Here is a 21,592-nt window from a genome sequence, read left to right as displayed (position 1 = left end):
CTAGCAACACCCGCGGCTTTGCTCGTTATCATTAGTGTGCTAACGCAATTGAAAAGGTGTATCTGTAGAAGATAACTGCTCAATAGCATTAATGTCGAGTTGTTTACCGTTTAGCCACAGTACTTCAAACTTCTTTTTTAATTCCACTGCAAGATTTTTATCCCATACAGATATTGCCGCAAAATACTCACTTGGATTGAGAGGGTTAGCTATTTTGATTAGAACACGTTCCCCATCTATAACATCATAACAAAGAGGGCTGTCCTCGATAAAGCGGATTTGAGCAGTTACCTCATTGCTGCGTATCAGTTCAGAGAAAGATTTTTCACCTAAAATCTGCGAAATCACTGAAATGTCAGATAACCCAAAAAGAAACTTGAAACTAACCGCTGAACCTTTAACATATTTTTGAGCCAAGGCTTCTACTAGACTTGCCAATTCAGGAAGCTGCGCTTGAAGATTTGCGCCATAAAAAAGAACTTCCTCTTTAGCTTCATCAATTGTTCGCTCAAGCAACTGCATAACCTCTTTTTTCCCAACTACAACTGTCCAGAACATGCTGGGTTTGGATGCTGGGGCAAGTTTGTTTTTCAGTTGGTTTTCTGCTACAGATGCAAGCAGGAGCATATGGGAGTATTCGCGGTCTAAATCGGTTTTTTTGGCTTCAAGGAGTCTTTTTAGCGCAATCTGAGGCTCTACGGCAACAAAGAGTTTTGGACGAGATTTTTGTACGTTGATTAACCCTTTTTTGACAAGAGAATCAAGCACATCATAGATTCGTCCGTTGGGTATTTTTGTGGAGGTACTGATTTTTTCAGCTGTGGTTACACCATTATAGAGAAGCGCAGAGTAAGCGTTGGCTTCATAGTTGGATAAGCCCATAGTGGTTAGAATTTTTGATTCGCTCAACATCAAGCCTCTAACAGGTATTATTTGGTTTGCAAGTATTTTTCTTTTGTTTTCCCACAACTTACAAGTTGTTTACTGAGAGTAAGGCTTTTGTTACTTAACACACAAAATAATAGTAACAACGGAGGAAAAAACATGAGCCAAAAAACAGCACTAATAACAGGCGCAAGCTCAGGAATCGGCTACGAACTAAGCAAGCTATTTGAAAAAAACGGCTACAACACCGTAATAGTCTCTCGAAATGAAGAAAAACTTTCAGCACTTGCATATGAAATAAACAAAGAGTACAAAGTTGAAACAAAAATCATATCCAAAGACCTATCACACCCCAACTCAGCAAACGAAATTTTCAATGAAATCGGAAAACAAGAGCTACAGATTGATGTTTTAGTTAACAACGCAGGATTTGATGTCTATGGCGAATTCTCAAACACTAACCTTGAAGAAGAAATGGAAATGATGCAAGTAAACATGGTCTCACTAACCAAATTAACAAAGCTTTTTTTGCCAAAAATGAAAACAAACAGTTCAGGTAAAATCCTCAACATCTCATCCATAGGCGCTTTCGTACCAGGACCTCTAAACATTGTGTATTGCGCAACCAAAGCGTATGTTCTTAATTTTTCTGAGGGTCTCGCTGAGGAGTTGGATGGAACAGGCGTAACGGTGACAGCTCTTTGTCCAGGAGCGACAAAAACAGAATTTACCAAACGCGCCAAAAACCAAGACATAAAATTTTTCAAATCCCACGTCATGGAAGCAAAACAAGTAGCTCAAATAGGATACGACGGCTTAATGAAAAACAAACGAGTCGTGGTGCCTGGGCTTTACAATAAAACACAACATTTTCTAATAAAACTCCTGCCCCGAAAAAGAGTAGCAAAAATAACCAAACACATGATGAGCAAATAATAAAGGTGGAGGTTAGTTGCCAAGGCTTTGGGCGGCTTCATCCTTATGTTCTCTAATTGAACGACCTGAAGGGTCAGGAGTGTTAGCGAACTCTTTACTCCAACGAAAAGCAGTTGGAGTTGAGCAAGCAATCGTTGGACCCACAGGAACAGTTAACGCAGCAGCTGGACACGAGAAGAAACCATCAAAGATTTGCCGATAATAGTACTCCTCCTTAGAGTTGGGGGTTTGCACTGGAAAACGCGTTTTAGCATTTGCCATCATTTCATCAGTAACTGCAGACTCTGCGTGCCGTTTGAGGTAGTCAATCCAGCCGTACCCTACGCCGTCGCTGAACTGCTCTTTTTGCCGCCACAATATCTCGTCGGGAATGTAGCCTTCAAATGCTTTTCGTAGCACGTACTTTTCAATTCTGTCTCCTGTGCACATTTTTTCTTGAGGGTCAAAGTTCATAGCAAAATCCAAAAATTCCCGATCCAAAAATGGCACACGAGTTTCCACACCCCATGCCGCAGTTGCCTTGTTAGCTCTGAGGCAGTCGTATTTGCTTAACATGAAGAGTTTGCGCACAGTTTCCTCGTAAAATTCTTGCTTGTTGGGTGCCTTGTGAAAGTAGAGATATCCGCCAAAAACCTCATCTGCGCCCTCGCCGCTGAGCACCATTTTGATGCCCATGGATTTGATTTTGCGTGCCATCAGATACATCGGGGTTGCGGCGCGTATGGTGGTTACATCAAAGGTTTCTATGTGGTATATGACGTCTTTTATGGCGTCAAAGCCTTCCTGAATGGTGAAAATGATTTCATGATGAACTGTGCCAATGTAATCGGCAACTTTTCGTGCATATTTAAGGTCGGGTGAATCCGCTAAGCCAACAGAGAACGAGTGTAGCCTTGGCCACCATGCCTCCTCTTTACCGCCTGACTCAACCCGTTTTTTGCGGTACTTTGAAGCGATAGATGCTATTAGTGAGGAATCTAACCCGCCAGAGATAAGTACGCCGTAAGGAACATCAGACATCATCTGTCCACGAACAGACTTTTCCAGTGCTTTATGTAAATCGGAGAGCACAAGTTTTTTAGTTGGTGCTTTTGTTGCCCATTTAGGTTTGTACCATTGAACAAACTTGTGGTTGCCCAGCATGTAGTGTTCCGGCGGGAACTCTTTAACTGTGGTGCAGTACTCGGTTAGGGCTTTCATTTCGCTTGCTACGTACAGTGTTCCTTTATCATCATAGCCCACATACAAGGGTATAATTCCGATGTGGTCTCGAGCAATAAAGTATGTGCCTTTTGCTTTGTCGTATAGGATGAAGGCGAACATGCCGTTTAGCATGTTAAGAAAGTCAGGACCATACTCATCGTACAGATATAGGATGATTTCGCAGTCTGATTTTGTCTGCCACAAGTGTTCACATTTTAGCTCTTTGCGCAGTTGTATGTGGTTGTAGATTTCCCCGTTTACGGCAAGCGCGTTGCCTGTTTTCTTGTCAAAGAGGGGTTGGGCGCCGTGTTCGACGTCTACTATTGAGAGGCGTTCATGGGCTAGGATGGCTTTGTCATCGTTGTATATGCCGCTCCAGTCGGGACCTCGGTGCCTGATTTTGGTTGCCATTCTTAGGGCTTTGTCTCTGGCTACTGGGAGTGGCTCGGATATGTTGAATATTCCTGCTATGCCGCACATGACTAAATCTCCACGGTTGTGTTTGTTTGTCAAGATGATTTGGTGATGCCTGATTTAAACATAGTTGAGGTTTTCTCATAAAAATTATGAAAAACTGTAAAAAATCCACTAAACAACTGTAATTATCGTAAAAAGTTTACACTATGGCCGTAATTACCACGTAACCCACAAATAAAGGCAAATCACTTACAGCCTATTCATCAACACCTCTAAACAGACACCCTTAAGCAACATTTTGAACAAACATAGCTCCAGCAACAGGGTCTACGTTAAACAAGTTGAGGTCTTTTAGCATACGCTCAAATTCTTTATCGCTAAGCGATTTTCGTCGTCCAGTCGCATAAGCCGCTTTAACCCGCTCCACCACAACAGCAACAGTTTCACTGCTGGGCACGCAACCAGTGACTTCAATGATTTTATGTTTGATTATATTTTTACCTGATTGTTTGCCTATCGTTAGGCTTCGGCTGTTGCCGACCAGTTCTGGCGGATAGGGCTCATAAGTCCAAGGGTTGGTAAGGACACCATAAGTGTGGATGCCCGACTCATGGGTAAAACCGTGTTTACCTACAATAGCTTGTTTGCGAGGTACTGTAAAACCAATGGCTTGGCTAATGAAATCCGCGGTTTCTTTAAGCTTGCCAATTTTTGATTCATATTTTTTTATGCCATAGTTCAGGTAAAGATTAAGAATGATTTTTTCGGTTTCAGCATTCCCTGCCCGTTCACCAATTCCCAAGTAGGTAGTGTTTATGTAGATTTTATCATACAAACCAGAAGCGGCGCGTATAGCAGCGATAACGTTAGCTACAGCATTGCCTAAGTCATCATGAGTGTGGATTTCTATGGATTTTATACTGGTTTCCTTCTTTAGAGCTTTAATTTTCGCGGGGATACCTACAGGTAGAGGTGCATCCAGTTCAGGTAATCCAATGCCTACAGTGTCACAGACACGGTAACACTCCGCCCCAGCATCTGCAACCGCATTAACCAGTTGCTTCTCAAAGCTCCATTCAGCTCGCGTACCATCTTCTCCATGCACAAACGTTCGCAGTCCATGTGTTTTCGCGGCGTACTCTACCACATCAACCAAGTTCGCCAACAACTCAGCGGAGGTTTTGTTGGGCCACTTTGCGTTTAGATGTGCATAAGAAACAGGATGAGAAATGCCAACTTCATCAAAGCCTAAATCAACTGCACTGTCAACGTCTGCTTTAAGGGTGCGGCACCAGCCAGCAATGCGGCAGTCCAGTTTTTTGGCGAGAATCCGTTTAGCGGCTTTCTTGTCAACATCTTGGTAATGGAAGAGTTCAATGCGTTGGGCTCCGACTTCGGTGAGAGCTTGAGCGATTTTTTCAGCATCTTTGGGTTTGGCGGCTAAGCCAGGCATTTGCATGCCATCTCGTAGGGTAGTGTCATCGATGATGGGGTCGGTTTTGAGACTGGGCATTTTAAAGAAAAAATCGTCCAGCTTCAGAGTGCCCACCCCCCTTTAATCTTTGGTATCCATTACAGTGTTCACCAGTGTGTCCAGTAGTTGCAGTGAGCCGCGGAAACCAAGCATTGCTCTTCGTTGGTAACCGAAGCGGTCAGCTTGAGGGAATCCGACGCGGACCAGTGGGATGTGTTCTTCTTTGGCGATGTATTTGCCTTTGTAGTCACCGATTAAGAGGTCAACGGGTTTTTCTTTGATTTTCTGGTGTAGTTCGTAGAGGTCGCCGCCGACAATGAGGTTGTTTTGGTCTTCGCCTGTGCCGTAATCGGTTGCTAACGCTTTCATATCAGGCGCAAACTTGGGGGTTTCCAGAGTTGTCATCACGTGAATTGGCTGCATACCCAGTTCATAGGTGAATCGTGCCAGAGCAAAGGCTACGTCAGGATCACCGAAAATAGCGACTTTAGTGCCAAATGTGATGTGGCTGGAGTCCACCATTGCATCTACCAGCAGGTCACGCTCGTCAAGCAATGATTCAGGCACTTTCTTGCCTGTAAAGCGGGTGATGTGTTCAAGGAAATCCTCCGTTGCTTCTACACCAATTGGCGTCTCACACAACTGCCCAGGTACACTAAACTTATCCTTAAGATAATTAACTGCACCCTGCCCTTGATGCTTGCAAACCGCTATCGTACCCAGCGAGTTGGCGCAGTCTGCGATTTCCTCCACTGTTGTTCCTCCTCGTGGGAAATGGGGCTTTGGCAGACGCAGGGGCGCGTTGAGGGTTTGTGAGATGTCTGTTATGTATATGGCAGGTACGCCCATTTCGGAGAATATGTGTTTGAGCTCCATTACGTCACCAGGGTTTATTATACCAGGGATTACGTTGACTTTGTCACTTGGGCGGTCCTTACCTGTTGAGAGCTGAGACACCATTGCTTTTACTGCATTATCATAGCCAACCACATGGGTTCCAACGTAGCTGGGGGTGTTGACTGTAACGATTTTTGATTGCTTGGCAAGTTCAGGTTTTTCTGCGCGGAAAGCTTTAACGATGCCGTGGATGTCATCGCCTGTGGTTTCGCTAAGGCAAGTAGTTATGACTGTTATGAGCTCGGGCTGCTGGCGTATGATGATGTTGGCAAGTGCCTGCTTAAGGTTAGATGCACCACCGAAGATTGTTGCTTTTTCGTGAAGTGAAGTGATGGCGACTTCGATTGGTTCACGGAAATGCCGCCCCATCAAGTTACGCGGGTACGTGGAGCATCCCTGTGAACCATGCACTAGGGGCACGCTACCATGTACACCAAGGGTTGCCCAGATTGCGCCGATTGGCTGGCACATTTTGGGAGCGTTGATGGCGACGCTGCGGGTTTTTGTGATAACCACCATTACTGGTGTTCCTCCTCGGTTTTTCGTATGAACCGCCACGCTGGCGAATAGAGCGCCTGATAGATGTCACGGGCAAAACGCACTGTGCCCTTAAATGCCATGTAGCCGCCTTTGCTTTCGTATGTGTGACCATTAAGGAAGGGAACACCGTACTTGTAACTGAGGTACTTCTCTTTTTGCCCCGCGATGAACAGGTCAGGCTTGTACTTAAATATCATCTCTTCGAACTCGGGTGCGTTTGGGTTATCGATAACCACAGTGCCGTCTTTGACTCGCTTAACGATTTTTTCGTAGTCATCCTCATGTCCAAAGGTTGTAGCGACCACTTTGACCTCCATGCCCAACTCCGCCATAAAGCTTGGCCAGTGCCAACTACGCGGACCACCCTGATAAATCATGACAGTTTTACCCTTGAACTTTTCACGGTAAAAATCCATCTCCTCTTTGATTTCAGCAGTCTCCTTAGCAATGACTTCCTCGGCTTTGGCTTCTAACCCAAAAAACTTGGCGATTTGACGCAAATCCTCAGCGGTTTGTTCGATACCGTAGAGGTCAACTTCCATATGGGGCGTGCCGTATTTTTCTTTCATCATCTCAGCTATGTATTTGGCGCTACGTGCACAGCGAATTACGTTGAGTTTTGCAGCATGCATCTTGGCAATGTCATGGATAGACGAGTCACCAGTGAAAGTGCAGACCACCCGTAACCCCACGGATTCAAGCAGGGACAAAATCAGCCAGTCATCACCGCGAATGTTGTACTCACCAATCAGGTTTATGTCGTAAGGCGTTTTCTCTTTGAGTTCCTCTGTGCCGACGATTTTGTTAAAGAGCATCTCGTTGCCTATGTGATGACCCAAGCTTTGGCTTACGCCACGAAAACCGGGACAGTTGAAAGCTACTACAGGTTTGCCTATGGCTTTGCTTGCACGCTTTGCTATGGCTTCGATGTCATCGCCAATCAAGCCTGCAACGCAGGTGGCATATACGAATACGCCTTGTGCATCAGGGAAAGCTTTGTTGGATTCTATGATTGAATCGTAGAGTTTTTTTTCGCCGCCAAAGACAATGTTGGATTCGCGTAAGTCCGTAGAGAACACGTTAGCTAAGTGGAAGTTGGTGCCTGTGGCAACGTGGGGTCGAGCATCCCAAGGATAATAAGCACAACCGATAGGACCATGCTGAAGCTGAATCACATCCTTAACGGGACCACCAACAACTCCTCGGCAGCCAGCATAAGTGCATCCACGCTCAGTTAAGTCACCAGGTACAGTGGCAATGTTGCAGGCTGGAATCATGAAGGGGTCGCTGGAGTCTTTTATGTAGACGTGCTTTTGGCGTTCAGGTACAGTTTTGTCGCAGTCAGGTAAAATTAGCGGCATCTATGGTGTCTCCTTTGTTTTTAGATGTTGTTCAAAATTGGGCAAGCGGCTACCGCAGGCTTCTTCTCCAGGTACACCTGTAGCGTCAGCTCGGCATTGCACGCAATTGTGGAATTGAATCAAGGTGTCTTGGCAGGCTTGTCGGATGGTGTGGATGTCTTGCTGGGTGGGTGCGGGTATGTGTGCAAATTTGCCCTGTGGAATTAGGGGTATGATGTTCATTATGTAAGCTTTTAGGCTGCGGACGGTTTTGGCGATTTCGGGGATGTGTTCCGCATTTATGGTTGGAATGTATACTGTGTTGACTTTTACGGCTATGTCTGCAGCGGCAGCTTCTCGAAGGCCATCTAGCTGGTTTTTGCTTAGCACTTGGAAGGCTTCTTTGTCGTGCAGGGTTTTGCCTTGATAGTTAACAAACGAGTAGATTTTTGAACCCACATCTGGGTCTACTGCGTTTATGGTGATTGTAAGTGCGTTAACGCCTACTTTCTTGATTTGGCTTAATTTTTGCGGTAACAATAAGCCGTTGGTTGAAAGACAAAGCGTTAAATCTGGAAACTCATTGTGAACCTGTTCAAACACTTCAAATGTTGTGTCACTGGTCAACGGGTCGCCCGGTCCAGAAATGCCTACAACACGAAGCCGCGGGTCATGCTTCACTGTACAGCGAACTTTTTCTATAGCTTCTTTTGCATCTAAGAGTTTACTTGTGACTCCCGGTCGGTTTTCGTTGGCGCAGTCGTATTTTCGGACGCAATAGTTGCATCCTATGTTGCATCCTGCCGCGACTGGAAGGTGAACTCTGCCAAATTTGAAGTGTGCTTTAGAGTCGTAGCAGGGATGTTCCTGAATTATTTCAGCGTAGCTCTTCTTTTGGGGACTCTTGTATTGAGTGTACGTGAGAGTTGCTTGCTTCATAGACAGCACCATTAATCAGCGATTCCGAATTCCCGCATCAGGTTTTCAAGCTCATCAAGAGTCATGGGGTTTGGAATCGTGAAGTCCTTGTTGTAGACTATTTTGCGGGCAACACTTCGATAGACATCAGCTTGGGTAGAGAAAGAATCGTAATCTATCACGGTTTTTCGGTTAATTTCTGCACGCTGCACAATGTTGTCTCTTGGGATAAACTGTACTAGCTTGCTGTTTATGCGCTTAGCAAACTGCGCAACCAGGGCTTCTTCGTTTTCGACTTTTCTTGAATTGCAGATGATGCCGCCAAGCCGTGTGTGTCCTGCTTCAGCAAATTTTTTGATGCCTTTGCAGATGTTGTTGGCTGCATAAAGTGCCATGTATTCACCCGAGGCAACAATATAGATTTCTTGGGCGTATCCTTCACGTATAGGCATAGCGAAACCTCCACAAACCACATCGCCAAGAACATCATAGAACACAAAGTCTAGGTCTTCACTGTACATGTCTAAATCATGAAGTGTCTGAATTGATGTGATAATGCCTCTGCCGCCGCAACCAACTCCGGGTTCAGGTCCACCTGATTCAACGCAGGTTACCCCTCCAAAGCCTTTGGTTGAAATCATCTCAGCTGAGCATTCGCCGCCACCGTCACGTAGCACGTCTAGTACTGTGGGTTGCCGTTTTCCATGTAGTAGTAAGCGGGTGCAGTCTGCTTTAGGGTCACAGTCCAGTAGCAGAACTTTTTTGTCCATTTCAGCTAGTGCTGCAACTGTGTTTTGGGTTGTGGTGCTTTTTCCTATACCACCTTTTCCGTATATTGCGATTTGTCTCATTTTTTAACTCCCTCACAGTTTCATGGGGGGACGCTTTAAAAGCTTAGTTGTGAAACTTTCACAAGTGTTCACAAATTACCTAAGCAAATAAACATGTATCTATCAATTTAGCATAAACCTGGACATATATAGAGTTTATAAAATATAAACTGAACAAACATGTTTTTAACCCCTGAATGTGCAGCAAACACCCAGCAAAACATTCACACACAAACCAACAAAATGAACAACTAAACAAACACACTACACAAAATCACAACAATTCATCAATCAACGCCGTAAAGCCCCACAGCTACGAACAATGCACAACCTGCATGAGGTATTGGCAGCAGGGACATATTTTGGTAACTGTTCATAGGTGCACAAGATACACTCTCAAGAAGAAATTGACTGAATAAAGCCCCCTGTACAGGTTTCTTTTTATTGATTGAAGCTATCCAAAAAAAGGGTTTGTAGTTGATGAAAGAAAATTTAAAGTCCAATAGTCATCCCGCGATGCATTGTTCTCGGTGGGCATTCTTTTATATCCAAATTTTCTGCTATCTCAAGCAAAGTTTTGTTTATTGTCACTACATCACCAACTGAAGATATCAAACTTACGGGCATGCAAACATCATAACTTCCAATAGTCTTCTTGTAGCCTAATGAAACCGCAGCTTTGTTAGAAAGTTTCAGTACCATGTGTGTAACTTCCCATTTTTTTATGTCAAACTCGACATCCTTGATTTCACCTATTTCATCCCCTTTTATGCTAACAACTTTTCGTCCAGAAACCTCATCGACACTAACCAAAAAATTTCACCACCTAAAACTTTGTATTACTTATTCTCATCCAAAATTATATTGTTTTGCCGAGGGTACAATCGAGCGGGGTTCTGCCTGTTTTTTTCCCAAAAGAGTTTTCGGTTGATGTTTTTCTGCATTAGGGGTGACTAAGTCACTTACTTCCTAATTCTTATGCAAAAAAGAAGATATACCTCAAATAGTATAATACATAAAGGGGATTTTTTTGAATGATAACACACGTTTAGCGCTTATACGTACACTGCTTGCAGCAGAAAGGAACTATCTAGCTATAGAAAGAACTCAACTCTCTCAATTACGCACGGGGTTATCACTTGCCGTAATTGCTCCTTCAGCCGCAGCAACTTTATCGTACGCATTTAGCTATTTTCCCGAGACATCTCAATTTGAAATTATCTTTTTTGTCTTTTTGACATGCCTTACCGTTTTTGGCACTTACATGAGTTTTTCATCATATCGAAAAGTAAGAAAAACAAGATCAATACGCAAATTGATTCATAAAAAAGAAATAGAAGTAATGTCTGAGGCAGAACTTGTAAGCCACTATTTCAAAGATATTCTCGTGCCAAACACATAATTAATTTATTGAACTGTTTTTTCATGCCAGATTTGCATTATATCTGAAGCAGGTCGACCTCTAAGCAACAAGTTTGCCATCATCTGCATGGGCTCTTTTGTATGGACAAAAAATGCTTTCAAGCCTTCACATAGCCAATTTAAGTTTTCTTCGCCGTCAGGCGTTTTAAGAACCCGATTTTTTGGGCATTCACCATAACAAGTAAACAAGAACTCGCATTCTCGGCAGTAACGAGGCAGAGTTTTCCATTTATAATCCCCAAAATCTCTTTGCCTTTGACTAAAAACAAGGTCGGCTATGGAAGTGTTTGAAATGTTTCCTAAAAAGTAGTTTGGTTCCACAAAATGGTCGCAACTATAAACATCGCCGTTATGTTCAAGAACAACACCTTCCCCACATTTAGGGCTCAATATGCAAAGAGACGAGTACCCCCTAACATAGGAAGCTAATACTCCATCGAAAAACAAAACAAACATCTTACCCACATCATTAGTAACCCATTCATCAAAGACTTCAATCAAAAACTTTCCATACTGCTTTGGATTCACTGAACGTTCAGTGATACAGTTGCCTTCTTGATTTCCTGTTTCGTTATCTCGCTCAACAATGGGGATAAACTGCAGATAAGGCGTTTTTAGTTCATCACGGAAAAACCGGTAAACTTCAAGGGGATGCTGACTGTTCACGGCATTTACTGTGCAAAGAATGTTAAATTCAACATTATATCTCTGCATAAGATGAGCACTGTGTATCACCTTATCAAAAACTGAACGCCCTGTTTTGTCTTTTCGATAAGCATCATGCATTTGTTTTGGGCCATCACTGCTTAAACCTACCAAAAAATGGTTGTCATGCAAAAACTTGCACCATTCATCATCAATCAAAACACCGTTGGTTTGCAAAGTATTCTCAACTGTTACGCCTGGACGAACATTTTGTTTTATCACATTAGTGGCGTGGCGGAAAAAGTCTAAACCCATCAGCGTTGGTTCACCACCCTGCCAAGCAATGGTTACGCTGGGTGAGTTGTGGGCTTGAAGGGTTTGTCGGATGTACTTTTCCATAATTTCCTCTGACATTTGAAAATTACTCTTCGGATAGAGCTGTTTCTTTTTTAAGTAAAAACAATAGGCACAATTCAAATTACATCTGGAGCCTGTAGGTTTAGCCATTACATGAAAAGCTTGAATTTTCTGCTCTTTTTTGTTCACATCTATCGAATCTCAATTACTGTTAAAAAGAAAAGAAGGTGCTGAACTATCACTACTTAGTGTGATTGTTAATGTTGGCCAGCACCTGCTGCATCTTGTAGGTGTTCCATCACGCGATCAAGATTGAATGAGGAAGGCTTTTGACGTGGTGGGAACTCTTTTAAAGATTGGATTTGTTCTGCAACAAAAGCTTGGGCAGGAATTAGTAAGAATGCGTGTTCAATAAGCCAGTCCCAATATGTGTTCGAGTTAAGGTCAGCGCGTTCGAATGGGTCTCTGCGTAAATTAAACATTTTTGGAATACGCAGGGATACGAAAGGTTCACCCCACAACGCCATTGTTTTAGCTCTCTGTTCCAAGAAAACAAGCTTCCAATCATTGTACCTAAGAGCTACAAGTTGCCCGTCATCATTTATGTAGAAGAAGGATTGGCGTGGGCTGTCTTTTTCTTGCCCCATAAAGTAAGGCAGCATGTTGTGCCCGTCGAGGTGTACTTTGAAATTCTTTACACCTGCAGTATGCCCTTGCAATAGTTTTTCTTTTATGTTCGGCTCGCCTGCAGCTGCTAAAAGCGTCGGAAGCCAATCTTGATGAGAAACAATACCATTAAGAACCAGACCTGCCGGGAATTTGTTAGGCCAGCGAGCAAATGTTGGAACCCGCCAAGCACCCTCCCAATTCGTGTTTTTCTCGCTCCTAAATGGCGTTATTGCACCATCTGGCCAAGCGTTATAGTGTGGGCCATTATCCGTAGAATACATAACGATAGTGTCATCTGCGATACCGAGTTCGTCGAGTTTGCTAAGGAGTTTACCGATGTTTTCATCGTGAGCAACCATTACATCGTTGTAGAAGCCGCCTTTGCCACTTTTTCCAAGATGCTTAGGGGCTGGATGTGTTCTGAAATGCATCGCTGTAGTGTTATACCACACAAAAAACGGTTTACCCGACTTGCCGTTATCTTCAATATACCTTATTGCATTTTCAGTTATTTCATCGTCAATTGTCTCCATTCTTTTCTTGGTTAAGGGTCCTGTATCTTCAATTTTGCCACCAGCAAAACTATGAATAACCCCACGAGGGCCAAACTTCTTTCTAAATTCAGGGTCTTTGGGATAATCGGGGTCTTCAGGTTCTTCCTCTGCATTTAAATGATACAAGTTGCCGAAAAACTCGTCAAACCCGTGATTTGTGGGCAAAAATTCATCTCTGTCACCTAAGTGGTTTTTGCCGAATTGACCTGTGGCATAGCCTAAGGGTTTGAGCAAATCAGCGATTGTTGGATCTTCAGATTGTAACCCTAAGTTAGCCCCGGGCATGCCAACTTTTGTTAAGCCTGTTCTAATAGGGTTTTGGCCTGTAATGAATGCGGCGCGACCAGCGGTGCAGCTTTGTTGCCCGTAATAATCGGTGAAAGAGATTCCTTCATTTGCTATGCGGTCGATGTTTGGTGTGCGGTAGCCCATTTGGCCTTTGTTGTTGTAGCTGATGTTCCACCAGCCTATGTCGTCGCCCCACATTACAAGAATATTAGGTTTCTTATTTTGACTCATATAAACACCTCAAAAAACGCAAGAAAAACATTTTGAATCAACGTAATCTTTTACTTATTAGTTTGTGATTACTTTGACACAACACCAATCTATTCCGCCAACTAACGTGTATCCCAAACTATTCGCAATCAGACAGCAATATGGCCCGCTAAGTGTAATCGGATTGTTTTAACAGTGGCGTGGTAAATTTAAAACGAGATTTTCGTTTATTGTTGCCACTTAGCGTATCCACAAATCCTTAAATCTTTTTACTCGGAGATATTTTTTGGTGATTTTTTATATGGTATCTGTAAAAACACTACGTTTTGTAAACAGGAATTGGGACCTAAATGAGTTATCGAGTAAAATAGAAGCATCCTTGCAGCGTGACGATTTCCAGACTCAAATTGCCAGCACATCAAAAGGCTATGTAATTCAAGCCAAAAAAGAAGACCTACTTAGAGATATACTAACAGCAACGCGAGCAATCACTATTCTTATTGAAGGCGAACCAAACGATTTTGAAGTTCAAGTGGGTATCGGGAAATGGATACAGAACTTAGCAGTGACCGCTGTTGAGGCAGTTATGACTGGCGGCTTGTTCCTTCTCATTAACATACCTGAGATGGTCTGGAACTTTGATGTTGAAAACCAAGTGGTAAATAAAATAACGCGGATTGTTGAAACCAAACCTGCGAAGGAAACAGTAATCCCGGCTTAAACCTTTAAAAAAAACTTTTTTTCTCTTCCTTTTTTATTTAAGAGCAATTCTGATTTTATCAATTTATATCCAAAAAGTACACTTAATACAATATTACAGAATCAGGGTTTCTGACGAACGCTATTTTGTAGACTGCTCGGAACTGTCTGGTTTTGCTTGTTTTCTGGCAGATATATGGTTAACAAGTCGAGCAACTAATATGGCAACGTACAGAGTTCCAACTATTGGTTCTATCATAACCAAAGATTGAGCCTGCAAAGTGATAGGAGTTAAAACACCGCCAACGGTGGTCAACACATAGTAGCTAAAGTAGACAAAAAGTGGAAACTCTATGGTGCCTAAAGATTCTGGACCTAAAAATGACCCCGGCGTAACCAATTCCACTAAATTATACAGGGCACCCCACGTTAATCCGATTAATAGGTAAATAGCGATGCCGCCCCAGACGTAATCGGATCTCCCGCGCTTTTCAACATAAACCGTCGCTAAATCAACAAAAATGATTATTGATACAAAAGAAAAAGTGATAAAATTCAGAAGTCTGTTTATCACCGCAATCGGGTAACTCCCAAGACTCAAATTAAGAATAGTCGCAGCTAAATTTACAGCTATTAATAGTAACCCAATCTTTCCGCCTATCTTTATACGGTAAACTGAAAGGCTAAGAGCAACTAATATAAGAGCAAGCCAAAAAGCAAGCACGATGCGTCCGAAATAAACATACTGGGTAAAAGTGTAGGGGAGGATAATTAGAAAACTCATTATTGACAAGGTTACAATTAAATATCGTGACCCAAGAAGCCAACTTTGAAGTTCAACCCACGAAAAATTCTTTGACATACTTACCGCCAAAAAATTAGACAAGACAGAAAATGGGCAAATATTCCCTTTTAGAGAAGAAGAGAAAGGCGTTTTTAAACCTTAAGGAAACCATCCCATCTAAGATAACCATCCAAGATAAACACATTCACTTAAGTTCAGATGAAAATAATGACTACACATTAACAATAACAAAGTCTTATCAACAAGAAACAATGCTCCTACTTTTAGGCATCACTAATTTTTTGGGTTCATAAATTGGCAAGTGACAAAAATTCTATTTTTGCTTCAGGACTCTATCTGTTTAAAGTATTGATTTTAGCCGCCGGCATAGGTGCCCTAGCAAGCCTACTAACAATAGGTTACTTGTTCTTAGCAGGTTGGGGGGAATCATTTTTTGAAGCTCCCTTTGAAGGCACACCTTATGCCCTGTTTTGGCCACTAATCTTGCTGACAATAGGCGGAGTATTGATAGGCTTAACAATCAAATATGCGGGAGAACACATCCATCTCGGCTCGACCCAAAAGGAGTTTTCTGAAACCAAAGGACGCCTCAATTACCGTCACTTGCCAAGCATAATAACACAATGTATTCTTTCTCTATGGGCAGGTGCTTCAATTGGTCCAGAGGGAGGGCTGGCAGATTTAGGCGGAGGCGCATCTACGCTGCTTGCTGATAAACTTAAAATCCGAACTAATGCAGTGATTTTTGTGACTTACTGTGGCGTGGCAGGTAGTTTCGGTTCCTTCTTTGGAAGCCCACTTATAGGTGCCTTCGTAGCCATGGAATACCTGTTTATCCAAGGCATACCCTATGTAGAACTGCTTGTTCCCGGTTTAATTTCAGCCACTGTGGGTTTCTTAGTTTACTATCATGTTTTCAACGTTTCCATATCTGGAATTTTGATTTTCCCGCCATACGCTTCACCCTTATTCATTGACCTCTTATGGGCTCTTTTAATCGGTGTAATCGGCGGATTTTTTGGTGCGTACCATCAGTGGTTGTACGTTAAACTGCATAAACATGTGTTTATACGATTTGAAAGTAGCCCAATTAAACGAGGCTTAATCGGCGGCTTAACCGTAGGATTTATTGGCTCATTTGTTCCGCTGTTGCTCTATTCAGGGCAAAACGAAATAATTTCTATACTATTCCAAAGCAGTGCCTATAGTTTTGGGTTCTTATTGCTTCTTATGTTCGGTAAATCCATAGTTACAGCGCTTTCTTTTAACACAGTCTTCAAAGGAGGACCCGTTTTCCCATATCTTTTCATGGGAGGCACAATGGGTTTAGCTATTACTCAAGTGTTACCGTTCATTCCGCAGGGAGTTGCAGTCACCGCAGGCATGGCAGCCATTGCAAGTGCGCTTTTTCCCTTGCCCATTTCAGTTATTCTTCTGGTCTCATTAATGTCTCAGATTAATTTGATTCCCACAATCACTATAGCTTCAATCACGGGGTTTTTGCTGTCGCGATATTTGAAAAAATACATGATGCAAAGAGCACAAAGTTTGCAGGAAAAAACCCCAACTGCACATACTTCTAGTTCCCATGAAAATACTTAGCAGTAACCTGCAAAAGAGGCAGGGGTAAAATTCTTAACTTTAAACTTGTTTATAGCAAATAAAAGCGTATGTTGTAATCATGTAGGTATACTAATCTTCTAAACTTTAGGTTTTGCAACCTTCAAGCTGCTTTTTGGTTCCCAGGGTTCTTTTTCTTCCCAGCCTTTTCTCCATGTAATTGTACGGAAAGTGAACCCAAAAGCCACCGAAATTAACGTTGCTGGCCAAATAGATAATCCTGCGACGTAAAGTAAGTAATAAATGATACTTGTTAGGATTGCTGTCGTAACGAAGAATTCTCCTTTGACGAAATGTTTAGGGGTCACTCCTGACGTGAGGTCAACGATAAACCGACCAGTCGTGGGTCCAATGATTCCGATTATGATTGCGGGAAATACGGGTACTCCAGCAGTAAGAGCTTTATCTACGCCTACAGCCGCATACCAAGGTAACGAAAAAGTAGCCATATAATTTAGGGCACCTTCCTTGACATTATTTCCTTCCTCGCTCCGTTTCCTGTAGGTTTTTCGTCCCGCTCTATAAGATATTGTCAGCGCCAAAACCCCCATTATGGTGCATAAAATTACATAGAGAGGATTGGTAAACGCCGCAGGCACTTGATTTAAGATAATATCTCTAACAACCCCTCCGCCGATACCTGCAATTACGGCAAGAAGCACAATTCCAATACGCGTATAGCCCTTGTAATGATCTGGACGCCTAGCTAAAAGAGCACCAGCAAAAGCGTTTGTAGACGCTGCAATCAAATCAATTGTTGTTAAGTCGTAGCTGATTTAGACTCACCTATTCTTTGCTCAGTTCAACTTCAAAAGATTTAACATTCCAGAAACGAGCAGGCATCTAGAAAATTGTTTTCCAGTCATTTTTCATACTTATCTTAACCCAGCCATGTTCACTCGCAGCAGTTTTTCTTTTTCTGTACCTGCACTATAGGCATATTCATGTTTTTCATCGTCATGCTGAACCACTCGGTCCACAATTTGCCGTCGTTATCGAAAATGGCGTTCTATCTTGTAGTGGAACAAAGTGGCTGCTTTGTGGGTCAGTTACCTTTGAGATGTAATTTACTATGGTTTGTTTTGTGTTTGTATCTTTCCAGAAGGCTAAAGCGTCTGCCACAAGTATCCCTCCTATTAAAAGCACCAGTTTAGAGGTTTTTTTGGAGATATTAAATTGTGTGGGCGCAAAATGTCACAACAGAAAACCGGTGAACTTAACCGTTTCTGACTGTTTTTAAACTCAAACAATTAGCGGCTTTCTTGTTCAGTGCTCTCTTTTTCTTCCGTTTGAATTTCTCGGTTAAGGAAGTAGTTAAGAAATGTTCTAATCAAAGCTATCGCGGCAAGTTGTCCAATCTGTTCCACACTTGGAGCAATGGCGGTTCCAATGATATCAGCGGCTAATTGAAGCTCCAAGGCTAAGACAAGAAAACGTCCAAGATTCAACCGCAGCTTGAGATACTGCTTCTTTTTTTGTTTTGAGAAAAGTAGCTGTATCAAAAAATAAATGCTAACCACTAAACCTATCCCGATTAGGACAACGCTTGAAATCTCCGCGGCTAACTTCAGCCAAGAAGCAACGTTTGAAAAAACATCCTCTGCTGTACTTAGAAAACTCAAAAGTCAGCTCTCTTTTTATGTTTAGCCTGATTGTTTTTCTTTTTGACTTTTTCTGCCCCACTCTCCCGCGGTAACCATCAAGAAAACTAGCCCGACTAAGGAGACAATTAACACCGTGACGCCCACCAAAGGTTGGTCTGCAAAGTTTACTGCAGCAACAAGAATGCCCACTGAAATATTACGTTGAGCAGTACCCAAACTGGATACCCGTCTTATGCCTGTCTCTTTTGGGCTGATTAGGTAACCCGCAACCAGTGCAAAAGCAATAAAAAAGATGGAGAAGGCAATTGCGCCTGTTCCAAATGTGCTGATGATTGCGTCCCAGTATGCAATGAAGAAGAGGAAAAGCAGCGCCAGTAAGCTAACAGTTGTTACCGAGTTTAGAAGTTTAGCTGTGTGTTTGGCGAATTCTTCATAGCGTTGTCGGACTAATAGACCAATTCCAAGGGGGAGAAGCAAAAGAAACAGCAAAGGACGAACGATATCCCAGGGGTTTATTGTTATGCCAGAAAGCATCAAGGGCAAAAATATTGGTAAAATAATCACTGTGGCCACCATGAGAAGCGTCATTAATCCAACGGCAAATGCAATGTCTGCTTTTGCGAACTGTGCCAGTTTTGGAAGAAACGGGGCTCCAGCAGCTAAAGCCAAAATATAGAAGGCAATTTGAATATCCTCTTGCAAGGGCAAAACAGAGAGCACACCAATCGTGACTAGAGGCATGACAACAAAGTTAGCGAACAAAGCAAAAGCTACAGTTTTTACTTTTTTTAAGGGCTTAGCTATCATTTGAATGGTAAGACTCAACCCCATAGCCAGCATGCTGCCAACTACGAATACTAAAGCAAAAAGAGGGATTAGGATTGAACCTACTTCTGACAAAAACGCTCCTTCTTCTGCATGTTTATTGTCTCGCCATTACATTGCGCATTTTTGCGCTAGAATCTTCGATGTTTTCTCCGCCAACATCCACAGTTACGCTGTAGATTTTTCCTTTAAACTTAAAGGCGCCATTATAGTCGGGAGTTATAGGTGCACTGGGAGCTGCTCCGATTGAGAATCTGCCGCTTAGCCCAATCGCTATAGGAATAGTTACAGGTATATCGTTTTGCCCAACCAATTCGTCGTCAAAGTAGAGTTTTCCCCGTCCAGGAGTGCCTTTTCCATTTGCCGGGTCAGGTTTGCCTGTGACTTCAAATGTATAACGCAGTTTATGTCTGCCTGTGGGCACATTTTTTTCTGATTTGACATAGTAAATAGCTTTGGCTAGGTAGTTGTGGGCAAAAATCAGTTTTCCATCTTTTACATACAGAGCATAACCGCCTTCACTGGCGCCATGTGACACTATTAACCCGTCTGTGCCCTCGCTTATTTCTGCGTCTATGATGATTGTGTGAGGCCTGTTGAGAACCTTTACAGCGCCATCAGATGGCATCGGCTGGGTGTTAGGATAATAGGTGTAGCTTGTGCGTTCCAACGCAATCTGGGGGCGTTCCTCAGCAAACCGCTGTACACCGCGTCCGTCAACAGGTAATACATTATATTTACCCGCTTCGACGTACCACTGTGCAATCATTTCTATTAAGTGAGGTCGATTGTCTGCGGCGATGTTTTTGTTTTCCGTTACATCTTCATTGATGTTGTAGAGCTCCCAGCCTTTTGCATCCAACTGTGTTAATTCATCTGCAGAGATGGGCATGCCAAATGGCTTTCCTGCTTCTGCAAAGGAGGGTCCAGGCCATGGACAAACTGCTCGCCAGCCGTTTTTGTAGATTGAGCGGTGACCAAGCATCTCAAAATATTGCGTATGATGTTTACTTGAAGCATTGGGGCTATCAAAAGTGTGAGCAAAACTAACGCCTTGAATAGGAGACTGCGCAACGCCCCGAATCATAGAAGGAGGTTCTATGTCTAACGCTTCAAGAACAGTGGGTACCAAGTCAATTGCATGAGCGTATTGTGTTCGGATTTCGCCTTTTGCTTTGATTCCGTTGGACCAATGCACAATGAAGGGGTCACTTATGCCGCCACGATAGGTTTCTCGTTTCCAGCGGCGGAAAGGTGTGTTGCCAGCCCACGTCCAGCCCCACGGGTAATGGTTAAAAGTTTCGGGTCCCCCTATTTTGTCAAGCATTTTAATGTTGTCTTCAAGCAGTTCGGGAACATTATTGAAGAAAAGATTTTCATTGATTGAACCTTGTGGACCCCCTTCAGCGCTTGCTCCGTTATCAGAAAGAACCATGATAAGTGTATTATCAAATTCACCAATGGTTTTTAAGAAGTTAAGAAGCCTGCCAATGTGATAATCAGTGTGAGAAAGAAAACCCGCAAAAACCTCCATCATACGGGAATAAACTTTCTTTTCCTCATCAGTACATTCACTCCATTGTTTAACATCGGGGTCATGGCGTGAAAGCTCGGCATTTGCTGGCATTATTCCAAGTTCTTTTTGTCTTTTGAAAACTTTTTCGCGATATGCATCCCATCCATCATCGAATTGTCCTTTGTATTTGTCAGCCCATTCTTTTGGAACGTGATGGGGTGCATGCATTGCACCAGTACAGAAGTACAAAAAGAACGGTTTTCTGGGTGCCACTTGTTTTGAGTCAGCAATAAACGAGATAGCAACATCCACTATATCCTCAGTTAAGTGATAACCTTCCTCGGGGGATTTAGGCGGCATCACACTATGATTGTCAGACGTTAAATCAGGATAATACTGGTTAGTGTCACCACATAGAAAACCGTAGTACCTTTCAAATCCTCTAGATAAGGGCCAGCGGTCATAGGGGCCTGCACCTGAAATTTCGTTAGCGGGAGTCAAGTGCCATTTGCCAACTGCATAGGTACTGTAGCCTTTCTGCAGAAGCATCTCGGAAAGAAAACCATTCTCGAAGGGAATGTACCCGTTGTAGTCAGGATACCCCGTGGATATTTCAGTGATTCCCGCCATTCCGTTTGAATGATGGTTCCTACCTGTTAAGATACAGGAACGTGTTGGGGAACAAAGGGCAGTGGTGTGCATATTATTGTAGAGCAGCCCGTTTGCAGCTAAATTGTCTATGTTTGGGGTTGATATGGGGCTTCCATAGCATCCAAGTTGTCCAAATCCTGTGTCATCTAAGATTATGAAAAGAACATTTGGTACACCTTCTTTGGCTCTTAGCGGCATGGGCCACGCTGGGCTAGATTGGTCAACAGTGCGTCCGATAATGCCAGAAAATCGGCTTCCAGGTTTATACTCATTTAGGGACAAAAATT

At 42.9% G+C, this 21,592-nt stretch carries 19 protein-coding genes; 4 read left to right on the top strand and 15 right to left on the bottom strand.

The annotated features are described in order from the left end of the window. Positions 1 to 39: 39 nt before the first annotated feature. The gene (locus tag NWF01_10545; protein ID MCW4025454.1) at positions 40 to 909 is read right to left on the bottom strand and encodes a hypothetical protein; all 870 of its coding nucleotides are present in this window, start codon (positions 907 to 909) and stop codon (positions 40 to 42) included. A gap of 135 nt (positions 910 to 1,044) precedes the next feature. Between NWF01_10545 and NWF01_10540 the strand changes: the two genes are divergently transcribed. Continuing rightward, complete coding sequence (locus NWF01_10540) at positions 1,045 to 1,821, top strand: SDR family oxidoreductase (GenBank protein ID MCW4025453.1); 777 nt, start codon at positions 1,045 to 1,047, stop codon at positions 1,819 to 1,821. 12 nt (positions 1,822 to 1,833) lie between these two features. Here the strand turns inward: NWF01_10540 and asnB are convergent, their stop codons facing one another. The 7 genes from asnB to NWF01_10505 form a co-directional block, all read right to left on the bottom strand. Further along, positions 1,834 to 3,504 carry an asparagine synthase B gene (asnB, locus tag NWF01_10535; protein ID MCW4025452.1) on the bottom strand — a complete coding sequence of 557 codons (1,671 nt, stop codon included), beginning with the start codon at positions 3,502 to 3,504 and terminating at the stop codon, positions 1,834 to 1,836. Between the two features lie 223 nt (positions 3,505 to 3,727). Beyond that, positions 3,728 to 4,954: an isopropylmalate synthase gene (locus NWF01_10530; GenBank protein ID MCW4025451.1), complete on the bottom strand. Its 1,227-nt coding sequence runs from the start codon at positions 4,952 to 4,954 to the stop codon at positions 3,728 to 3,730. A 42-nt stretch (positions 4,955 to 4,996) separates the two neighbouring features. Beyond that, entirely contained in the window at positions 4,997 to 6,331 is a 1,335-nt protein-coding gene (locus NWF01_10525) for a nitrogenase molybdenum-iron protein subunit beta (protein ID MCW4025450.1), read from the bottom strand. Then, on the bottom strand, positions 6,331 to 7,713 hold the full coding sequence (locus NWF01_10520; protein MCW4025449.1) for a nitrogenase component I subunit alpha: 1,383 nt from the start codon (positions 7,711 to 7,713) through the stop codon (positions 6,331 to 6,333). Before NWF01_10520 ends, NWF01_10525 begins: the two co-directional genes overlap by 1 nt. Continuing rightward, on the bottom strand, positions 7,714 to 8,631 hold the full coding sequence (locus tag NWF01_10515) for a radical SAM protein (GenBank protein MCW4025448.1): 918 nt from the start codon (positions 8,629 to 8,631) through the stop codon (positions 7,714 to 7,716). A gap of 11 nt (positions 8,632 to 8,642) precedes the next feature. Continuing rightward, positions 8,643 to 9,461 (bottom strand): nitrogenase iron protein, encoded by an 819-nt coding sequence (nifH, locus tag NWF01_10510; GenBank protein ID MCW4025447.1) that lies wholly within the window; start codon positions 9,459 to 9,461, stop codon positions 8,643 to 8,645. 471 nt (positions 9,462 to 9,932) lie between these two features. After that, the gene (locus NWF01_10505) at positions 9,933 to 10,253 is read right to left on the bottom strand and encodes a PRC-barrel domain-containing protein (GenBank protein MCW4025446.1); all 321 of its coding nucleotides are present in this window, start codon (positions 10,251 to 10,253) and stop codon (positions 9,933 to 9,935) included. Between the two features lie 217 nt (positions 10,254 to 10,470). Here NWF01_10505 and NWF01_10500 point away from each other — a divergent pair, with 217 nt between their 5' ends. Beyond that, positions 10,471 to 10,842: a DUF202 domain-containing protein gene (locus NWF01_10500; GenBank protein ID MCW4025445.1), complete on the top strand. Its 372-nt coding sequence runs from the start codon at positions 10,471 to 10,473 to the stop codon at positions 10,840 to 10,842. Between the two features lie 5 nt (positions 10,843 to 10,847). Here the strand turns inward: NWF01_10500 and NWF01_10495 are convergent, their stop codons facing one another. Continuing rightward, positions 10,848 to 12,014, bottom strand: coding sequence for an anaerobic sulfatase maturase (locus tag NWF01_10495; protein MCW4025444.1), 1,167 nt, complete (start codon positions 12,012 to 12,014; stop codon positions 10,848 to 10,850). A 107-nt stretch (positions 12,015 to 12,121) separates the two neighbouring features. After that, entirely contained in the window at positions 12,122 to 13,606 is a 1,485-nt protein-coding gene (locus tag NWF01_10490; protein ID MCW4025443.1) for an arylsulfatase, read from the bottom strand. 280 nt (positions 13,607 to 13,886) lie between these two features. On the opposite strand from NWF01_10490, the gene NWF01_10485 reads away from it, so the two are divergent. Further along, positions 13,887 to 14,306, top strand: a complete 420-nt coding sequence (locus NWF01_10485; protein ID MCW4025442.1) for a hypothetical protein — start codon at positions 13,887 to 13,889, stop codon at positions 14,304 to 14,306. A 120-nt stretch (positions 14,307 to 14,426) separates the two neighbouring features. On the opposite strand, the gene NWF01_10480 is transcribed toward NWF01_10485, so the two are convergent. Then, positions 14,427 to 15,146 carry a hypothetical protein gene (locus NWF01_10480; protein ID MCW4025441.1) on the bottom strand — a complete coding sequence of 240 codons (720 nt, stop codon included), beginning with the start codon at positions 15,144 to 15,146 and terminating at the stop codon, positions 14,427 to 14,429. Between the two features lie 237 nt (positions 15,147 to 15,383). On the opposite strand from NWF01_10480, the gene NWF01_10475 reads away from it, so the two are divergent. After that, entirely contained in the window at positions 15,384 to 16,691 is a 1,308-nt protein-coding gene (locus tag NWF01_10475) for a chloride channel protein (protein MCW4025440.1), read from the top strand. Between the two features lie 98 nt (positions 16,692 to 16,789). Here NWF01_10475 and NWF01_10470 read toward each other — a convergent pair whose 3' ends face one another. From NWF01_10470 to NWF01_10455, 4 genes are all read right to left on the bottom strand, one after another. Further along, complete coding sequence (locus NWF01_10470; GenBank protein ID MCW4025439.1) at positions 16,790 to 17,458, bottom strand: TRIC cation channel family protein; 669 nt, start codon at positions 17,456 to 17,458, stop codon at positions 16,790 to 16,792. 501 nt (positions 17,459 to 17,959) lie between these two features. Continuing rightward, a complete protein-coding gene (locus NWF01_10465) occupies positions 17,960 to 18,331 on the bottom strand; it encodes a DUF1622 domain-containing protein (GenBank protein ID MCW4025438.1) in 372 nt (123 codons plus the stop codon). 21 nt (positions 18,332 to 18,352) lie between these two features. Further along, on the bottom strand, positions 18,353 to 19,213 hold the full coding sequence (locus NWF01_10460) for a bile acid:sodium symporter (protein ID MCW4025437.1): 861 nt from the start codon (positions 19,211 to 19,213) through the stop codon (positions 18,353 to 18,355). Positions 19,214 to 19,235: 22 nt separating this feature from the next. Then, complete coding sequence (locus NWF01_10455; protein MCW4025436.1) at positions 19,236 to 21,587, bottom strand: arylsulfatase; 2,352 nt, start codon at positions 21,585 to 21,587, stop codon at positions 19,236 to 19,238. Between the last annotated feature and the right edge of the window lie 5 nt (positions 21,588 to 21,592).

Source organism: Candidatus Bathyarchaeota archaeon (genome assembly GCA_026014585.1).
GTDB lineage: Archaea > Thermoproteota > Bathyarchaeia > Bathyarchaeales > Bathycorpusculaceae > Bathycorpusculum.
This window is presented reverse-complemented; position numbering and strand designations above follow the sequence as displayed.

What these genes read in the sequence shown, in the direction of transcription:
- NWF01_10540 (MCW4025453.1), top strand. Translation starts at nt 1,045, where the DNA reads ATGAGCCAAAAAACAGCACTAATAACAGGCGCAAGCTCAGGAATCGGC.
- asnB (MCW4025452.1), bottom strand. Translation starts at nt 3,504, where the DNA reads ATGTGCGGCATAGCAGGAATATTCAACATATCCGAGCCACTCCCAGTA.
- NWF01_10530 (MCW4025451.1), bottom strand. Translation starts at nt 4,954, where the DNA reads ATGCCCAGTCTCAAAACCGACCCCATCATCGATGACACTACCCTACGA.
- NWF01_10525 (MCW4025450.1), bottom strand. Translation starts at nt 6,331, where the DNA reads ATGGTGGTTATCACAAAAACCCGCAGCGTCGCCATCAACGCTCCCAAA.
- NWF01_10520 (MCW4025449.1), bottom strand. Translation starts at nt 7,713, where the DNA reads ATGCCGCTAATTTTACCTGACTGCGACAAAACTGTACCTGAACGCCAA.
- NWF01_10515 (MCW4025448.1), bottom strand. Translation starts at nt 8,631, where the DNA reads ATGAAGCAAGCAACTCTCACGTACACTCAATACAAGAGTCCCCAAAAG.
- nifH (MCW4025447.1), bottom strand. Translation starts at nt 9,461, where the DNA reads ATGAGACAAATCGCAATATACGGAAAAGGTGGTATAGGAAAAAGCACC.
- NWF01_10495 (MCW4025444.1), bottom strand. Translation starts at nt 12,014, where the DNA reads ATGGCTAAACCTACAGGCTCCAGATGTAATTTGAATTGTGCCTATTGT.
- NWF01_10490 (MCW4025443.1), bottom strand. Translation starts at nt 13,606, where the DNA reads ATGAGTCAAAATAAGAAACCTAATATTCTTGTAATGTGGGGCGACGAC.
- NWF01_10485 (MCW4025442.1), top strand. Translation starts at nt 13,887, where the DNA reads ATGGTATCTGTAAAAACACTACGTTTTGTAAACAGGAATTGGGACCTA.
- NWF01_10480 (MCW4025441.1), bottom strand. Translation starts at nt 15,146, where the DNA reads ATGTCAAAGAATTTTTCGTGGGTTGAACTTCAAAGTTGGCTTCTTGGG.